The sequence below is a fragment of the Anaerobacillus sp. ABA4_114 genome (assembly GCF_056159065.1).
In genome coordinates, this window is record NZ_JBSWUM010000001.1 from 2,040,169 (window position 1) to 2,057,667 (window position 17,499).

Here is a 17,499-nt window from a genome sequence, read left to right on the forward strand (position 1 = left end):
GAAAAAAAAGACTCACATTATGTGAGCCTAACCTATAAACCTGTCATTGTATTTCTTACTTGGAAGCATGCATGAATCTCTTTTACCGAACAATGCATATCTTTTTTTCGCGATCACATCGTACATTTTATCTCTAATGAAGCCAGGAAGAATACGAATGATACTAATGAAGTTAAAAACGCCCCCTAGTCTTTTACATATGTAGAGAACAGCTCTAGATTTATAATAAACGCGTCCATCAGCAATGACGATGATACTATCTGGTATCTTTTCTACATCAGCATTCTTCAACAATTCGGCAGCAACTTCCGATTGAAGCGATGCGAATTTGAAAACACTTTGCTTGTCATGCTTCAACATAAACTGAACGAGTCCATTACATAGATTGCATACACCATCGAATAAGATGATGGGATTATTACGATCAGTCATCAAAATCCCCCTTACATGTTCAATACTTCACATTCTTATCATACCATTTCTTTCTAGTTCTTCTCTATAGATATGCTATAATTTTTCTGGTAACGAAACTATACAGTTAGGATGTTCTCATATGTACCCTACTCAATCACTCAGAGACAAACTAAAATTAATAGTAACCGTTTTATACCCAATCCTCATCACACAACTCGGACTATACTCGATGAATTTTTTCGACACACTTATGAGTGGTAGAGCTGGTGCCGGTGATCTCGCTGGTGTAGCGATCGGATCAAGTTTATGGGTGCCTGTATTCACTGGATTGAGTGGGATTTTGCTTGCTATTACCCCAATCGTTTCTCAGTATATAGGAGCAAATCAAGAAGATCGCGTCTCATTTTCAGTCTTACAAGGGATCTATTTATCGATCGCCTTATCAGTACTCATCTTAATAGGTGGAGGAATTGCTCTAAATCCTCTTCTATCGCTAATGGACTTAAACGACCACGTGCAGTATGTTGCGAAAGGGTATCTAATTGGTTTATCTTTCGGGATTCTTCCCCTTTTTATTTATTCAGTCCTAAGAAGTTTTATCGATGCACTCGGTCAAACAAGAACAACGATGATCATTACACTCATGTCACTTCCGATCAACATATTCTTCAATTATGTATTGATTTTCGGTAAGTTTGGCTTTCCAAAACTCGGTGGGATCGGTGCAGGGTATGCTTCTGCGATAACCTATTGGTTCATTTTAATAATCAGCTTATTCTTTATCTTAAAAGTACGTCCATTTCGAACGTTCGACTTGTTTAAACGCTGGTATGGTGTATCACTATCCACTTGGATCGAACAACTGAAAATAGGAGTTCCAATAGGGTTTTCAATATTCTTTGAAGTTAGTATTTTTGCAGCAGTTACGTTATTGATGAGTGCATACTCTACAGAGACGATTGCAGCTCACCAGGCTGCTATCAACTTTGCTTCGCTTTTATATATGATTCCATTAAGTATTTCGATGGCATTAACCATCGCTGTTGGTTTTGAAGTTGGCGGAAAACGGTTTCGTGATGCTAAAGTGTATGGGTATCTAGGTATTGGATTTGCTGTTGGGATGGCATTGTTATCAGCGTTCATACTCTTTTTCTTCAATGATGCCATAGCGGGTTGGTATACGAGTGACAGGGAAGTTTTCGAATTGATCAAGGTGTTCCTGATCTATGCTGTATTCTTCCAACTTTCAGATGCGATTGCTGCTCCGATACAGGGGGCATTACGCGGTTACAAAGACGTGAACATCACGCTTATCATGAGCCTCATCTCATACTGGATCGTCGGACTTCCTTCAGGGTATGTTCTGGCTAAATTCACTTCATTCGGACCTTATGGGTATTGGATCGGATTAAGCTCGGGCCTCCTTGTTGCTGCGATCACATTGTTTTTACGATTACGCTTCTTACAAAATAGAATGTCCCAAAAGGCATACACATAAAAAAATGCGTCCCGAATTCGGGACGCATTTTTGTTTTAATTATACATTTTTTCAGCTTTAGCTTGTAACGCTTCATCTTCTAGGTATTCATCGTAAGTTGATTCTTTATCGATGACACCATTCGGAGTAATTTCGATCACTCTGTTCGCAATCGTTTGGACGAACTGATGGTCATGACTCGTAAAGATAAGAGAGCCTTTAAAGTTGATGAGACCATTGTTCAGTGCCGTGATCGATTCTAGATCAAGGTGGTTCGTAGGATCGTCAAGTAGAAGGACGTTTGAACCACTAAGCATCATTTTAGAAAGCATACAACGTACCTTCTCTCCTCCGGAAAGGACGCTTGCCTTCTTGTGAACTTCTTCACCTGAGAATAGCATTCTTCCTAAGAAACCACGAAGGAAACTCTCTGTTTGATCTTCAGGAGAATACTGTCTCAGCCATTCTACAAGGTTCAGATCCTGTCCTTCAAAGTAATCGGAATTATCTTTCGGGAAGTATGCTTGAGACGTCGTGATTCCCCACTTATACGTACCGCTATCTGCTTCCATTTCACCCATCAAAATCTTCATTAGTACTGTGTTCGCAATCTCGTTTCTACCAACAAGTGCCACTTTGTCATCCTTGTTAAGACGGAAGCTAACATTATCTAGTACTTTGACACCGTCGATCGTCTTCGTTAACCCGTCTACAACAAGAAGGTCGTTTCCGATCTCACGGTTTGGTGTAAACGCGACGTAAGGATACTTACGAGAAGAAGGTTTAATGTCATCAAGCGTGATCTTATCAAGCAACTTCTTACGAGATGTTGCTTGCTTTGATTTAGAAGCGTTCGCACTAAACCTTGCAACAAAGGCTTGAAGTTCTTTAATCTTTTCTTCCTTCTTCTTGTTTTGGTCCTCTTTCATCTTACGAGCAAGCTGACTAGACTCATACCAGAAATCATAGTTACCTACGTAAATCTGGATTTTACCGAAGTCAAGGTCTGCCATATGCGTACAAACTTTGTTTAAGAAGTGACGGTCGTGGGAAACGACGATAACCGTGTTTTCAAAGTTGATCAAGAACTCTTCAAGCCACTGAATCGCTTTAAGATCAAGGTTGTTCGTCGGCTCATCAAGTAAAAGAATGTCAGGAGAACCGAACAGCGCTTGAGCAAGCAACACTTTTACCTTTTCAGAACCAGGTAAGTCTGCGAGCTTCTTATGGTGAAGGTCTTCTGAAATTCCAAGTCCAGTTAGCAATACTGCTGCGTCAGATTCTGCTTCCCAACCGTTAAGTTCAGCAAATTCTCCTTCAAGCTCAGCAGCCTTCATGCCATCTTCATCAGAGAAATCTTCTTTCATATAGATTTCATTTTTTTCCTTCATTACTTCATATAAACGAGCATGACCCATAATAACCGCATCAAGCACTTCATACTCTTCGTACTCAAAGTGGTTCTGCTTTAAGACTGCAAGACGCTCGTCTTTCCCCATACTTACGTCTCCAGTTTGAGGTTCAACTTCACCGGAAAGAATTTTAAGGAAAGTTGATTTACCAGCACCGTTCGCTCCGATTAAACCGTAGCAGTTGCCCGGAGTGAATTTAATATTTACATCTTCAAAAAGCTTACGATCACCATACCGTAAGCTAACATCAGTAACGTTAATCATTTAGGTCGTATTCCTCCATCTATAATTAATATACAGGGTATTATAACATGTTCGAGCTCGAATAGATATGAACCTCAACAGATTATGTGATCGGATAGATCCAGAACGATTCTTGCTTAATGAACTTTAACATCTCAGAATTGAGATCGAGCGTGCCATCCTTAAGCCTCGGTACCATCGCTTCCGTTTGCGATCTGTGTGCTTCGATGGTTTTTATTTTCGTTTCCATAACGTCAGTTACATCGAAAACGCGATCGGGTTTCCCTAGGACCTCTTCTCTTTCAGGAGTGATGGGTAAACCATAAATTGTTGGTCGCTTTTCATGTGGTATACGTTTGACAGCCTCCACAACAGCATGTCCGCATGCATCGTGATCCGGATGGATGCCATGCCCTGGATAAAATGTGATGATTAATGAAGGTTGTAGTTCGTCGATCAACCTTCCTATCGACGAGAGAAGAAGTTCTGGATCTTCAAACTCTAGCGTCTTGTCTCTAAAACCAAGCATACGAAGGTCTTTCACACCCATCGCTTTACAAGCATTTAGAAGCTCTTCCTTTCTTACTTCGGGAAGCGTTTCTCTTGTTGCGAAAAATGGATTTCCCATGTTCCTACCCATTTCTCCAAGTGTGGCACATGCATAGGTTACAGGTACACCATCTTGAACAAATTTCGTCATAACCCCGGCTGTCCCAAATGCTTCATCATCTGGATGAGGAAATATCACTAATACTTGCTTTTCCATTTTTTCTCCCCCCTTATTCGAACGGTGTATGGCTGAGTTGTACAGCAATAGCTAATCGTCCGCTATCATCGTGACCAGCCATCAGAAGTCTTCCATTATTATCGAGTTGATAGTCTGTTAACCCTTCAGCATACATCCATCCTTCATCTAATTTAAAACCGATTCTGTAAGGACCTGCTCCTGCGATCTTAACGTTTGTAAATCGAACAGAACCGTTCCTTATATATGCACCGACAGATAGTTTTTCTTTATTTTGTGCTGCATAGGCACCACTCGTCGTTTCAAGGTGCAGATATACTTGTTGATTCTCAAATTTTTCAAGTAGTTCTTGTACATGTTCTATTTGTATTGCCTTCATGATATTTGCTCCTTTTTTAAGGCAGATTAACTAAAACTAGTATAGCTCATCTCTTCTTTACGGTAAAACGATACACAACCGACAGTTTGCAAAAAGGTGTTATTAGACAAGATAGGTTTTATTCCGTTATAGTTAACTGTTGAATGTATGCGAAATTGATTTATGCGGAGGGAACGGCAATGAATATCAATGAAGAATATAACATCCCGAATGAAATAAAAGAAAGAATTGATAAACGACAAAAAGAAGCGAGCGATACCGACTCCTATTTGATAGGTTCAAAAGGCTATACAGCCCCTGACTCATCAATCGTAAAGGACGCAGTAACAGCATTGATTCTAGGAAAAAATGTTCTATTAAAAGGTCCGACTGGTGCTGGTAAAACAAAACTCGCAGAGCTCATCAGCTACATGTTCAACCAACCGATGTATTCGATCAACTGTTCAGTTGATTTAGATGCTGAAGCACTCCTAGGATATAAGACATTGTCTTATGACGATCAGAACAATGCTCATATTACGTTTGTGCCTGGACCTGTTGAAAACGCGATGAAGAAAGGACAGCTACTCTATATTGATGAAATAAATACAGCTAAAGCGGAAACACTACCGATTCTGAACGGAGTACTCGATTATAGACGAATGGTATTGAATCCTTTCACAGGAGAAACGGTTAGAGCAAAAGAAAACTTTGGCGTTATCGCTGCGATCAACGAAGGTTACATCGGAACCGCACCACTAAATGAAGCTTTAAAAAACCGTTTCATCGTCATCGAGGTTCCATACTTAGAAGGTAAAGCCCTTAAAGAGATGCTACAAGATCAATCGTTACTTTCTGAATCGACCCTACTCGATCACTTCGTTACGCTATCTTCTGATCTTCAATCGAAAGTAATCGATGGTCAAATTTCAGAAGAAGCCGCTTCTACCCGTTCTTTACTAGATGCTTGTGATCTTACGACTTACATGGAACCAAGAAGAGCCATCAAACGGGCGATTACAGATAAACTTGAGGATGAACGGGAAAAAGCAGCAGTTGAAAACATTGCAGAAACGATTTTTGGTCGCTATCAGGAGACAATATAAATGAAGTTTTTAAATTTTGCTGAGAATCAGACGGATCCTTTTCTGCATCTTTCACTGTCTGACCTAGCAGAAACCTTGAGTAACAGCGAAATTGATGTGCAATTTGCCTTTCATTCTTACTATAGGCCTGAAGAAAGCTTAGTGACAGTGAGCCATTACTGGAACGATATTTTTGATGGTTCGCAGTTTGATGGAATGAAGAGCGATGTATACTTACGCTCACTCGGTAATGTGCACAATACTGATTATGTGGAAGTCGACAAGTATCTTTTCAACCTACACAATCGATCATATCCGCTATTTCGTAAGCAATTGTTTTCCCTTCTAGAAGATATACGTCTAGAAGCGATTTGTATTAATAGAAGACCTGGAACGGCTTACGCTTTTGAAACGAGAAAACGTTTATTTCAGAAGCGATTTAGAGGAAGAATGGAAGTCCACGTTCGACAGCAGCAGCATCTTGATGCGCTTTTCTGTGCAATCTACCTTCAAGCAATCGGCAAGCCAGTCGCATTGAACGACCACTTATCGCCTTATAAACCATATATCAGGCATATGATTACTGAAATAAACAAAGCAGTGAGTACTGCGGATGTGGCTAAACTCGCTGAACTGTTTTCTGATGAATTGAGCGGAGATTTGAAGGATATGACAACCGAGTACCTCACGATGTATGGAAAGTCTTCTAAACCTGAAATTGTCACGGAAGAGCAAGCTCCAGAGCTCAAAAATGAGGACACACTAGAAACGAGCGATAATGAAGACAAAGAGTCTCATGATGAAGAGTTGAATACTTGGCATGAAGAACAAGAGCAAGAAGGTTCTAATTTTCTTCAGTTCGATCTAGAAGAAGGTGCGAAATCAGATCTCATCGGTGAAGGTGAGCGTAAAGAAGAGTCTGGAGATCAAGCATTTGTTAGTGTACAAGGTGCTTCTAAACAGTCTGAAGGAAGTCAGTTTGATGAGGAAGAGATTTTGAAAAACAATAATACCGCCTCATCTTCAAAAGAAGCACCGCTTGGTGAAGCAAACAAATTCGTCAAAGAACAACAACGAGAATCAGAAAAACCTACTGAAGATGAAAAGGCAGCGTATCGTACTGCTAAAGGTGAAATCCAGTATGCTGAGAAATCACTAAGAAGTGCTATTCAAAAAACGATTGAACAGAAACAGATCGCTCCACGAAGTGATCTACACTTTGGGCGATTGAACAGAAAACTCCTTAGACTAGTCACAGATAAGAACCCAAGATTATTTTATAAGAAGAATGCACCTAGCACGAAGCTTGATGTGACTTTCTCTCTCCTAGTCGATTGTTCTGCTTCTATGTATGACAAAATGGAAGAAACACGGCTTGGCATCACGCTGTTTCACGAGACGCTGAAGGGGCTTGATATCAAGCACACGATTACAGGATTTTATGAAGATGCGTTTGAAGCAGATGATGAACAGCAGCCGAACACTCTGTTTAACGTGATCGATTACAACCGCTCTACACTTCCTAATGTAGGTCCTGCTATTATGCAGCTCGAACCAGAGGAAGATAATCGTGATGGCTATGCGATTCGTAAAGCCGCTCAGGAACTACAGAGCCGTCATGAAAAGCATAAGATTCTCATCGTCTTCACAGATGGTGAGCCTTCTGCTTATGATTATAGTGAAAATGGAATTATCGACACGCATGAAGCAGTTAACAACACTAGGAGGCAAGGGATTGAAGTGATCGGTGTCTTTCTTTCAAATGGTGAACCACAGGAGAAAGAAAAAAACACGATGAAGAACATCTATGGAACGCAAAGCCTTGTCATTCCTTCTGCTCAAGATATTCCTGCTTACCTCACACCACTGTTAAAACGCTTGTTATTGCGATTTGTATAGTTATCAAAAACGCGTCCGATTTGGACGCGTTATTTCTTTAGCTGCTTATAAATATCAACGAGTTCTTCAAGACTCATCCTGACGAGACCACTTGTTGAAGGAGCGACGAAATCTCTTGTGCCTTCAACCTGATTATGCTGTTGAAACCCCCAACTCACTTTTTTAATTCCTGAAAACTTTTGGTATACACCTTTTCCAACGAAACAATTTATTCTTGGTCGATACAGCTTAATTTTTTTGAGGAGCTGTTTTCTGCCTCGGTTGTAGTCCTCAGTCGTTAATTCTTTAACACCTCTTGTCGGCCGATCAACAATGTTTGTCAAACCATATCCGTATCGAAGCAATCGACCGTCTTCTTCTGGCTTTAGCTGCCGGTCTGTTAATCCTGAACGGTATAATACTGAGTAAAACCGATTCGTAGGGTTTGCATAATGATGCCCTACTTCTTCTGATTTAAGCCCAGGGTTAAAACCTATGAAAATGATTTGTAAGTTCATATCAAGGTGATCGGGAAGCATAGCACCCCTCCTATAGTTCTATAATTCCGTAATGAAACTTTGAAGTTTTTCGGATTTGCTGGTCAAACCCTAGTTGATCGAATCGGTCGCTTTTCCAGAAATCTTTAAGAACAATCCTTTTCCTTGCTACGCGTTTCGCTTCTTTTACCATCTCAATCGTTAAATCATCGTATATCGCTACGTTTCGAATGCCTTGTACACCGTCAGACTGAAGGATCGTCTCTTCAAACATAGGGTCAAAGTAAACCACGTCATAGGCGTTATCTGGAATGGTAGGCAATACTTCTTCATATCTTTTTAACGTTATCGATACTCTGCTCATCGCCGCGTCTATTTGTTCGTTACCCGTACTCCACTTCTTCAATCCTTCTTTGAGTAAAATTCCAAGCAATGAACCCTCGCATGCATCTACTATGCCACTCGAGCCCATTGCTAAGCTCCCTACGATACTATCTGAAGCTAGTCCTGCTGTACAGTCCAGTAAGCTCATTCCTTCTCTTAATCCACAAGCTTCAACAAATGGATCGCTATTTCCTTTCATAAGGGACTTGCAGCGGAACATAGCGGAGTTTGGGTGAAAGAAGATCGGCTCTCTGCTATCTACATATAAAACTAACTTGTTATTTCCAACTACGAGGATTGGTTGTTGAGTCTCGTTTAAAAGTTCGTCGACGGAACGTTTTCTTCTATTTATGTAGTGACCATTATAAGTATGTGCTAATCGTTTTGCTTCTTCTATGGAGGAAGAGGTAGGTCTTCCTGCTGTAGTATAGATCATGTTCTAACCTCTTTTCTATCTAACTATCATACAATAAAATGTCTAAATAGAAGAGGACAAAAAGAGGTAAAAGTAGTTAGTTAAAAAAAGCAGTCGGCAGACTGCTTTTTTTAGAATTTAGAATTATACCATCGAGCCGCTTCCTCGACCTCTTGTTTTGTCAGTTGGTGGCCCATCCTCTCCCAGTGAACGGTTACGTCTGCTCCTGCCTCTGTAAGAATGTTCTTCAATTCGACCGTTTCTTCTGATGAACAAATTGGATCATTTTCTCCTGCACCGATAAAGATCGGTGTATTGGTTAAATCGGATGTCAAACCACGAATCGGAACCATAGGGTGATGTAAGATCGCTGCTCTTAGAGAATTGCTATCATGAAGTAGTAAGCTTCCGGCAATATTCGCTCCGTTTGAATATCCGATCGCGATCACGTTATCTCGATCAAAACCGTATTTCTTTGAAGCATCGGTAATAAAATCGTTTAATTCTTTTGTACGCTCTACTAAGTCTTTTTCGTCAAAAACGCCTTCAGCTAGTCTTTTGAAAAACCTTGGCATCCCGTTCTCAGACACGTTTCCTCTTACACTTAAATAGGAGTTCTCTGGTGCTATGAGGTTTGCGAGTGGTACAAGATCTTCTTCTGTACCACCTGTTCCATGTAGGAGCAGCAGTGTTGGCTTCGTTGAGTCACCTTGTTTAAAGATGTGTTTCATATTTCATCACCTTCCAGTACTCTAGCTTCAGCTGGTTCTAATACACGTTCAATCTGCGTCCTTTTCTCTTCTAACCATGGAGGCAAGAGAAGGTTTTTCCCCATTTCTGTTGGGTCTTCATCTCTTGCAAAACCTGGAGGGTCAGTAGCGATTTCAAATAGTATGCCGCCTTCCTCTCTAAAGTAAATCGCATTGAAATATTGTCGATCGATTACAGGCGTAGGTTTGTATCCTTTCTCTTCGATATGTGTTCTCCAAGATTCATGATCTTCAAAATCATTTGCTCGCCAAGCAATATGATGAACTGTACCAGAACCGAGTGACCCTGCTTGGAGCCTTGTTTTCTTTACATCTACGGTGTTTCCTATCGTGCCGCTCGATTTAAATCTAACAAAGTCTCCTTCTTCAGCCACTCGTTTAAACCCGAGTACTTCTTCCAATACCTTATTTGTAGCTTGAGGGTGACCTGAAAGAAGTGTGGCACCTCCAAATCCTTTTATTGCATGTGAAGAATCAACACCTCCAAAGCTCCATGTGTTCCGTTCACCTTCTTCTCGTTCAACGAGTTCAAGATGTAACCCATGTGGATCATCAAACTCTAATACACGCTCACCAAATCTAATTCGTTCACTGTTTGTGACATTAAATTTATCTAATCGCTGTTTCCAGAAAGCTAAGCTTCCTTCTGGAATGACAAAACTCGTAACACCTACTTGCCCGGACCCTATCCTGCCTTGGTGCGCATTTGACCACGGGAAGAATGTCATGATCGTGCCAGGTGCTCCTTCCTCATTACCAAAATACAAGTGATAAGTACCAGGATCATCGAAGTTTACAGTTTTTTTAACTAAACGTAAACCTAATACGCCGCTATAGAAATCAACATTTTCTTGAGGGTTTCCTACAATAGCCGTTATATGATGTATTCCAGTTGTATGCTTCATAGTAAACATTCTCCTTTACTAGTTATGGTTGCAGTGATTCCCTTTATTTGAATCAATTAATCTTCAAATTATCTTTAATTCGAGATATTCGACTTAAGTGTATTAAACTTTATCACTACTGTCAAATGTTTTGGATTCCGTGTATAGGACAACCCTCTATTACACCATGCTAGTAGTAAAGGAGTGATGTTATGCTAAGTATATATGAGGCTTTAACCATCATGATCAGTTTTTCGGCCCTGGTACTCGCCATCGTTCACTCTAAAGATCGATCGTCCTAAGAAAACAGAAAACCACTCCTAATAAGGAGTGGTTTTCAATGCTTGTAGAGGAACGGCTCAGCCGTTCCATTTAGTGTGCTGAAAAAGTCTCGGTATTTCTATGACAGTAGTCGATATTCTCGACTCCAATTAAGGTTTATGTTGAGAAATGGTTGGTCAGAATCTCCAAACTCGTCTGTTAACCATTGGGACGGAAAGTTCATTTTGGATTTATACACTTCAAGTAGGAGAGACGATCGCGGACTCCTGCGGTCGTACGGGCGGCCGAGACCGGGGTGTGGGTTTCACCTCGGGCTTGGACGTTCGTACGCGGAAAGCATGCGATCGTCATCGGGAGCACCGAATGATGACATACTCGACAAGCTGAGAAAACCACTCCCAACAAGGAGTGGTTTTCAAACTGTTACGGTAACACTGTTTTATTCATAAGGTAGCGATCGACTTCTCTAGCGGCTCCTCGGCCTTCATTGATCGCCCAAACGATCAAGCTTTGTCCTCTTCGAACATCACCGGCTGCAAAGACGCCATCGATATTTGTTCGATAATCGTCAAACTCAGCTTTTGCGAGTTTTCTATCGTCCTGTTCGATCTCGAAATGTTCAAGTACCCCTTCTTCGGGTCCAGTAAATCCGATTGCGATCAACACAAGGTCGACTGGCCATACTTTTTCAGTACCAGGTAACTCTTTCATAAACACGTTACCGCGCTTATCGACGTGTTTTTCAATCGTAACGGTATGAAGTTCTTTTACATTACCATTTTCATCTCCAACAAATTTCTTCGTCATGATCGAATATTGTCTAGGATCATCCCCGTGGTTTGCTGCAGCTTCCTCGTACGCATAGTCAAGCGTGAAAATCTTAGGAAATTCAGGCCATGGATTATCGATCATTCGATCAGCAGTAAGCTGAGGGTGCTTACCGAATTGGTGGACACTCTTACAGCCGTGTCGTAAAGAAGTCGCAACACAGTCTGCACCAGTATCTCCCCCGCCGATTACGATGACATGCTTATCTTCAGCTGAAACGTACTGCTTATCTTCTAGCTTTGAGTCTAGTAAGCTCTTTGTATTTTTCTTTAAGTAATCCATCGCATAGTGAATGCCACCAAGCTTTCGTCCTTGTATTGGCAAATCGCGATGTTTTTGAGCGCCTGTACATAGAATGACAGCATCATGCTGTTTCTTAAGCTCTTCTCGAGAAATATCTTCACCGATTTCAGTATTTGTAACAAAACGCACGCCTTCTTCAGCGAGGAGCTTCACTCTACGTTCGACTAATTCTTTGTCTAGTTTCATATTTGGAATTCCATACATTAGCAAACCACCGATACGATCATCACGTTCATAAATGGTTACTGAGTGTCCTGCTTTGTTCAATTGGTCTGCAGCTGCTAAACCAGCTGGTCCTGATCCAACTACTGCAATTTTCTTCCCTGTTCTCTTCTTAGGTGGTTTCGGAACCATCCACCCTTCCTTGAACCCACGATCGATGATTTCTTTTTCAATACTTTTGATCGCAACTGCATCACTAGGGATAGCTGCTACACAGGCACCTTCACAAGGAGCGGGACACACTCTACCTGTAAACTCAGGAAAGTTATTCGTTTTTAAAAGACGATCAAGCGCCTCTTTCCACTTTCCTTCGTAAACAAGGTGGTTCCACTCTGGGATAAGGTTATAGAGCGGGCATCCAGAGGCATTGCCGTTTAATTCGATACCAGAGTGGCAGAACGGAGTGCCGCAGTCCATGCAGCGAGCACCCTGTTCTTTCAGTTTTTCTTCAGATTGAGGTAGCTGGTACTCTCCCCAGTCTTTCAATCTTGTCAATGGATCTCGTTCACTAATTTTTTCTCTCGGATAGTCTATGAATCCTGTTGGTTTACCCAAACAAATACCTCCTTATACCGGTTCCAGATCGCTTACTTTTGTCGGCTTGACATTACCGTTCTTAGCCTGCTGGAACACTTCCAGTGCTGCATCATCATCTTTGTATCCTTGTTCTTTTAACTCTTCTAGTGAAGCTGTAATCTTCTTAAATTCTTTCGGAATTACTTTAACAAATTGACCTACGAACTCATTCCAGTTCTGTAAGATCCGAATTGCTTTTGGACTATCAGTATTATAGGCATGTTCCTGTACTAGCTTTTTCACTTCAAGAATCTCTTCATAATTCGTTAAGGATTCCATATGCACTAATTCAGGATTAACATTTTCGAGAAATGCGTCTTTGTTGTCACTCAGTACATACGCGACTCCACCTGACATTCCAGCTGCAAAGTTCTTACCAGTTGATCCGAGTACTACGACACGGCCGCCGGTCATGTATTCACAACCGTTGTCGCCAATGCCCTCAACAACAGCTTTCACGCCACTATTTCGTACGCAGAATCGTTCGCCGGCAAGACCACTGATATATGCTTCACCAGATGTTGCACCATAAAAGGCAACGTTGCCGATAATTGTATTTTGATCTCGTTCAAATGTAGAGAGCTTTGAAGGATGGATGATCAGTTTACCACCTGATAGTCCTTTACCAACGTAGTCGTTCGCGTCTCCTTCGAGTCTCATCGTTACGCCATTTGGAACAAAAGCTCCAAAGCTTTGACCAGCTGATCCATTGAAATTCAACTTAATCGTTTCTTCAGGTAACCCCTCTTCACCATAGCGTTTTGTGATTTCATGACCAAGCATTGCTCCCGCTACGCGATTCGTATTGTGTATACTGAACGTTCCTTCGAAGGACTTCTTCTCCTCAATCGCTCCTAAACAAGCTGGAATAATAGAAGTACGGTCGAGTGCTGCATCAAGGTTATGATCTTGGTTTCGTTGATGGAACGTACCAACTTCATCAGACATGTGAGGGCGATATAGCAATGGTTCTAGGTTTAAAAAGCCTGCTTTCCAGTGTTCCTTTGTTCGACGACTCACTTCGAGTACATTCGTCTTTCCAATCATTTCTTCTATTGATCTGAATCCAAGTTCAGCCATAATCTCACGAACTTCTTCAGCTATGAATGTTAAATAGTTAACGACATGATCAGGGCTTCCCATGAATTTCTTACGTAATTCTGGGTTTTGTGTAGCGACTCCTACAGGACAGGTGTCGAGGTGACACGCTCTCATTAAAATACAACCAAGAACAACGAGAGGTGCAGTAGAAAACCCGAACTCTTCCGCGCCAAGTAGCGCCGCCATGACAACGTCTCGACCAGTCATCATCTTACCGTCTGCTTCTAAAACGACGCGATCACGTAGGTCATTCAGCACTAGCGTTTGGTGTGTTTCAGCTAATCCTAATTCCCATGGTAATCCTGCGTGCCTAATACTTGTTCGAGGAGAAGCACCGGAACCACCTTCATAGCCACTTATAAGAATGCAATCTGCCAATCCTTTAGCAACTCCAGCGGCAATCGTACCAACGCCCGCTTTCGCAACGAGTTTTACACTGATGCGAGCTGAAGGGTTTGCATTCTTCAAATCATGAATTAACTGTGCTAAGTCTTCAATCGAATAGATGTCATGGTGAGGAGGTGGAGAGATCAATCCTACACCTGGAGTCGATCCACGTACTTCAGCGATCCATGGATATACCTTCTTACCTGGTAGTTGACCACCTTCACCAGGTTTAGCACCTTGTGCCATCTTGATTTGAATTTCATCCGCATTTGTTAAATAGTGACTAGAAACGCCGAATCGACCAGAAGCAACCTGTTTGATCGCACTTCTACGAAGATCACCATTTTCATCTGCTTTGAAACGGGATGGATGTTCTCCACCCTCACCACTATTACTTTTCCCTCCGATACGGTTCATCGCGATCGCAAGCGCTTCATGTGCTTCTTCGCTGAGTGCACCATAGCTCATCGCGCCCGTTTTGAAACGTCTAGTAATTGATTCAACACTTTCAACTTCCTCGATCGGAACAGAGCCGTTCGATTGAAAATCAAAAGCCTGCCTTAAATATGTTAAGTTTTCTTCATGTGCCATCGATGAGAACGTTTTGTAGAGCTCATAATTATTGCTTCTTGCTGCATGTTGAAGGGTGTGAATCGTTTTTGGATTGAAAGAATGATGCTCTCCTCCCCTTCTCCACTGCATGTCACTTCCTGTTTCAAGCGTTACATCCTCATACTCAGAGTCGTGATATGCGAAATGATGTCTTAGTAAAGTTTCCTTAGCAATTACATCGATTGGAATCCCATCGATTTGAGATGCTGTGCCAGCAAAGTAGCGGTCAATGACTTCATTACTAATTCCGATCGCTTCGAAGATTTGAGCACCTCTATAGCTTTGAATCGTGGATATACCCATTTTAGACATCACTTTAACGATTCCTGACGTTGCAGCATCAATATAGTTATCGATCGCATCTTTGAATGAGAATCCTTGAATTGTGCCGTCACTCAGCATATGAGCGATGGATTCGTATGCTAGATAAGGATAAATCGCATCAGCACCATAACCGATCAACATAGCGAATTGGTGAACATCCCTTGCTTCGCCAGTTTCAATTATAATACTCACTTTTGTTCTAGTTTCTTTCTTGATCAAGTGATGGTGTAGCCCACTTATTGCTAATAACGAAGGGATTGCCGTCATATCTTGACCTACACCACTATCAGATAAGACGAGAATGCTCTTTCCATTTTGTATCGCACGATCAGCCTTTTTAAATAGTGCTAAAAGTGCATGCTCCATTTCCGTTTCTCCACGTGACGGATCAAACAATAAGTTAAGTGTTTCAGTCTGCTTACTTTCATCATGAAGGTTCTGGACTGCATCAAATTTACCCTTTGTCAGAATTGGTGTTTCGAGGCGAATTCTTCTACAGCTTTCTTTATCTGTATCGAGTAAGTTTCCTTCTGGTCCTAATAGCGTCATCGTTGACGTGACGGATTCCTCACGAATAGAATCGATCGGTGGATTTGTTACTTGTGCAAACAGTTGCTTGAAATAGTTAAATAATAACTGTGGACGATCCGACAACACTGCAAGTGGAACGTCATTCCCCATTGAACCGATCGGATCTTTCTTTTCCGTAACCATCGGTGCAATGTTCTTCGTTAATTCTTCATACGTGAATCCAAATGCTCGTTGTATCTGAACGAGTTCTTTTTCGTTCCTTAACTCTAGATCAACTTCCTCAGACGTTAGACTCATCAAATTATTAGTCAGCCATTCACGGTACGGGTATTGAGTTGCGATTTCTTCTTTGATTTCCTCATCGTAGACTAGTCTTTTTTGTTCAAAATCCACCATCAGCATTTTTCCTGGGCTTAGGCGGCCTTTCTCAATGATTTTTTCCTCATCTATTTCGATGACCCCAACTTCTGACGAAAGAATGAACGTGTTATCATCAGTAACGACATATCGAGCAGGACGTAATCCGTTTCGATCTAGCATCGCTCCAATCTGACGACCATTCGTGAAGGCAATTGCTGTAGGACCATCCCATGGTTCCATCAAACAACTATGGTATTCATAAAACGCCTTCTTCGGATCTTGCATCGTCGTATCTTTATCCCAAGGCTCAGGAATCATCATCATCGCTGCGTGTGGAAGTGATCTTCCTGATAAAGTTAAAAACTCCAAGCAGTTATCAAGTGAGGAAGAGTCACTTCCATTTTGACGAATAATCGGTGCGATCTCTTTCATGTCGTCTCCGAACACATTTGATTTCAATGCGCCTTCACGCGCTCTCATCCAATTTACGTTACCACGAAGTGTATTGATTTCACCGTTGTGAATTAAATAGCGGTTTGGATGCGCACGATCCCAGCTTGGAAACGTATTCGTACTAAAACGTGAATGCACCATTGAAAAAGAAGATGTAAAATTCGGATTTTTCAAGTCGAGATAAAACTGATCAAGCTGTTCTGGTGTTAACATTCCTTTATAAACGATTGTGTCTTTTGAAAAACTAGCCGCGTAATATTTCGTTTTCGCTAACTGTGGATCACGTGAAATTTCTTTTTCAGCTTTTTTACGAATCACATAAAGCTTTCGTTCGAACGCTTCTTCAGAAATATTACCTTTTTTAATGAATACCTGTCTGATGACTGGTTGAGCAATCCGTGCTGCTTCACCAATCGTTGATTCATCGATTGGAACTTCTCTCCAACCCATTAACTCTTGGCCTGCATCTTTTATCTCATTCTCAAGAATCTTTATAGCTCGTTGGCGAAGATGATTATCTACTGGCAAGAACATCATGCCTACACCGTAAGCGCCTTTTTCCGGTAAATCAAAATTCGTTTCACTAGCAAAAAATTCATGAGGAATTCCTAGCATAATACCTGCACCGTCACCCGTGTCAGGATCGCTTCCCTGCCCTCCGCGGTGATCTAGCTGGCGTAGCATATAAATTCCTTTTTCGATGATGCTGTGCGCCGGCTCATTATTCATATCTGCAATGAGTCCGATACCACATGCGTCATGTTCATGAATCGGATCGTACAATCCTTGCTTTTCCGGAAAGTTACTTCTAACCATAATCCCACTCCTCGCTCTTATCACAAATCGCCATGGTTTATCTCTTTACCGCCATAACGTCTTAATTGTTTAAATATTCTACATTTATTGTACGTTGCATGGACTCATGCTTTCAATATATAATTTAGATATAATCAATCTA

At 41.4% G+C, this 17,499-nt stretch carries 14 protein-coding genes; 4 read left to right on the plus strand and 10 right to left on the minus strand.

Annotated elements, in window-relative coordinates:
• Positions 1–27: 27 nt before the first annotated feature.
• On the minus strand, positions 28–432 hold the full coding sequence (locus ACXAEY_RS10270; RefSeq protein WP_474811816.1) for a thiol-disulfide oxidoreductase DCC family protein: 405 nt from the start codon (positions 430–432) through the stop codon (positions 28–30).
• Between the two features lie 121 nt (positions 433–553).
• Here ACXAEY_RS10270 and ACXAEY_RS10275 point away from each other — a divergent pair, with 121 nt between their 5' ends.
• Positions 554–1,912: an MATE family efflux transporter gene (locus tag ACXAEY_RS10275; protein ID WP_474811818.1), complete on the plus strand. Its 1,359-nt coding sequence runs from the start codon at positions 554–556 to the stop codon at positions 1,910–1,912.
• Positions 1,913–1,947: 35 nt separating this feature from the next.
• Here the strand turns inward: ACXAEY_RS10275 and ACXAEY_RS10280 are convergent, their stop codons facing one another.
• The 3 genes from ACXAEY_RS10280 to ACXAEY_RS10290 all read right to left on the minus strand — a co-directional run bounded on the left by ACXAEY_RS10280 (position 1,948) and on the right by ACXAEY_RS10290 (position 4,670).
• Positions 1,948–3,567 carry an ABC-F family ATP-binding cassette domain-containing protein gene (locus ACXAEY_RS10280; protein WP_270182140.1) on the minus strand — a complete coding sequence of 540 codons (1,620 nt, stop codon included), beginning with the start codon at positions 3,565–3,567 and terminating at the stop codon, positions 1,948–1,950.
• Positions 3,568–3,649: 82 nt separating this feature from the next.
• Positions 3,650–4,312, minus strand: coding sequence for a bacillithiol biosynthesis deacetylase BshB2 (gene bshB2, locus ACXAEY_RS10285; RefSeq protein WP_474811820.1), 663 nt, complete (start codon positions 4,310–4,312; stop codon positions 3,650–3,652).
• A gap of 13 nt (positions 4,313–4,325) precedes the next feature.
• The gene (locus ACXAEY_RS10290; protein WP_474811822.1) at positions 4,326–4,670 is read right to left on the minus strand and encodes a YojF family protein; all 345 of its coding nucleotides are present in this window, start codon (positions 4,668–4,670) and stop codon (positions 4,326–4,328) included.
• Between the two features lie 179 nt (positions 4,671–4,849).
• Here ACXAEY_RS10290 and ACXAEY_RS10295 point away from each other — a divergent pair, with 179 nt between their 5' ends.
• Together ACXAEY_RS10295 and ACXAEY_RS10300 are read left to right on the plus strand one after the other, a co-directional pair.
• Positions 4,850–5,755 (plus strand): ATP-binding protein, encoded by a 906-nt coding sequence (locus tag ACXAEY_RS10295; RefSeq protein WP_474811824.1) that lies wholly within the window; start codon positions 4,850–4,852, stop codon positions 5,753–5,755.
• On the plus strand, positions 5,756–7,633 hold the full coding sequence (locus ACXAEY_RS10300; protein ID WP_474811826.1) for a vWA domain-containing protein: 1,878 nt from the start codon (positions 5,756–5,758) through the stop codon (positions 7,631–7,633).
• 29 nt (positions 7,634–7,662) lie between these two features.
• Here ACXAEY_RS10300 and mug read toward each other — a convergent pair whose 3' ends face one another.
• From mug to ACXAEY_RS10320, 4 genes are all read right to left on the minus strand, one after another.
• Positions 7,663–8,151: a G/U mismatch-specific DNA glycosylase gene (gene mug, locus ACXAEY_RS10305; protein WP_270182135.1), complete on the minus strand. Its 489-nt coding sequence runs from the start codon at positions 8,149–8,151 to the stop codon at positions 7,663–7,665.
• A gap of 10 nt (positions 8,152–8,161) precedes the next feature.
• Positions 8,162–8,929 carry a class I SAM-dependent methyltransferase gene (locus tag ACXAEY_RS10310; RefSeq protein WP_474811828.1) on the minus strand — a complete coding sequence of 256 codons (768 nt, stop codon included), beginning with the start codon at positions 8,927–8,929 and terminating at the stop codon, positions 8,162–8,164.
• 110 nt (positions 8,930–9,039) lie between these two features.
• Positions 9,040–9,639, minus strand: a complete 600-nt coding sequence (locus ACXAEY_RS10315; protein ID WP_270182133.1) for an alpha/beta hydrolase — start codon at positions 9,637–9,639, stop codon at positions 9,040–9,042.
• Complete coding sequence (locus ACXAEY_RS10320; RefSeq protein WP_474811830.1) at positions 9,636–10,583, minus strand: ring-cleaving dioxygenase; 948 nt, start codon at positions 10,581–10,583, stop codon at positions 9,636–9,638. Before ACXAEY_RS10320 ends, ACXAEY_RS10315 begins: the two co-directional genes overlap by 4 nt.
• 191 nt (positions 10,584–10,774) lie before the next feature.
• On the opposite strand from ACXAEY_RS10320, the gene ACXAEY_RS10325 reads away from it, so the two are divergent.
• Positions 10,775–10,864, plus strand: a complete 90-nt coding sequence (locus tag ACXAEY_RS10325; protein WP_270182131.1) for a putative holin-like toxin — start codon at positions 10,775–10,777, stop codon at positions 10,862–10,864.
• Positions 10,865–11,267: 403 nt separating this feature from the next.
• Here ACXAEY_RS10325 and ACXAEY_RS10330 read toward each other — a convergent pair whose 3' ends face one another.
• Positions 11,268–12,752: a glutamate synthase subunit beta gene (locus ACXAEY_RS10330; RefSeq protein ID WP_270182130.1), complete on the minus strand. Its 1,485-nt coding sequence runs from the start codon at positions 12,750–12,752 to the stop codon at positions 11,268–11,270.
• 12 nt (positions 12,753–12,764) lie between these two features.
• Positions 12,765–17,357 (minus strand): glutamate synthase large subunit, encoded by a 4,593-nt coding sequence (gltB, locus tag ACXAEY_RS10335; protein ID WP_474811833.1) that lies wholly within the window; start codon positions 17,355–17,357, stop codon positions 12,765–12,767.
• Positions 17,358–17,499 lie beyond the last annotated feature (142 nt).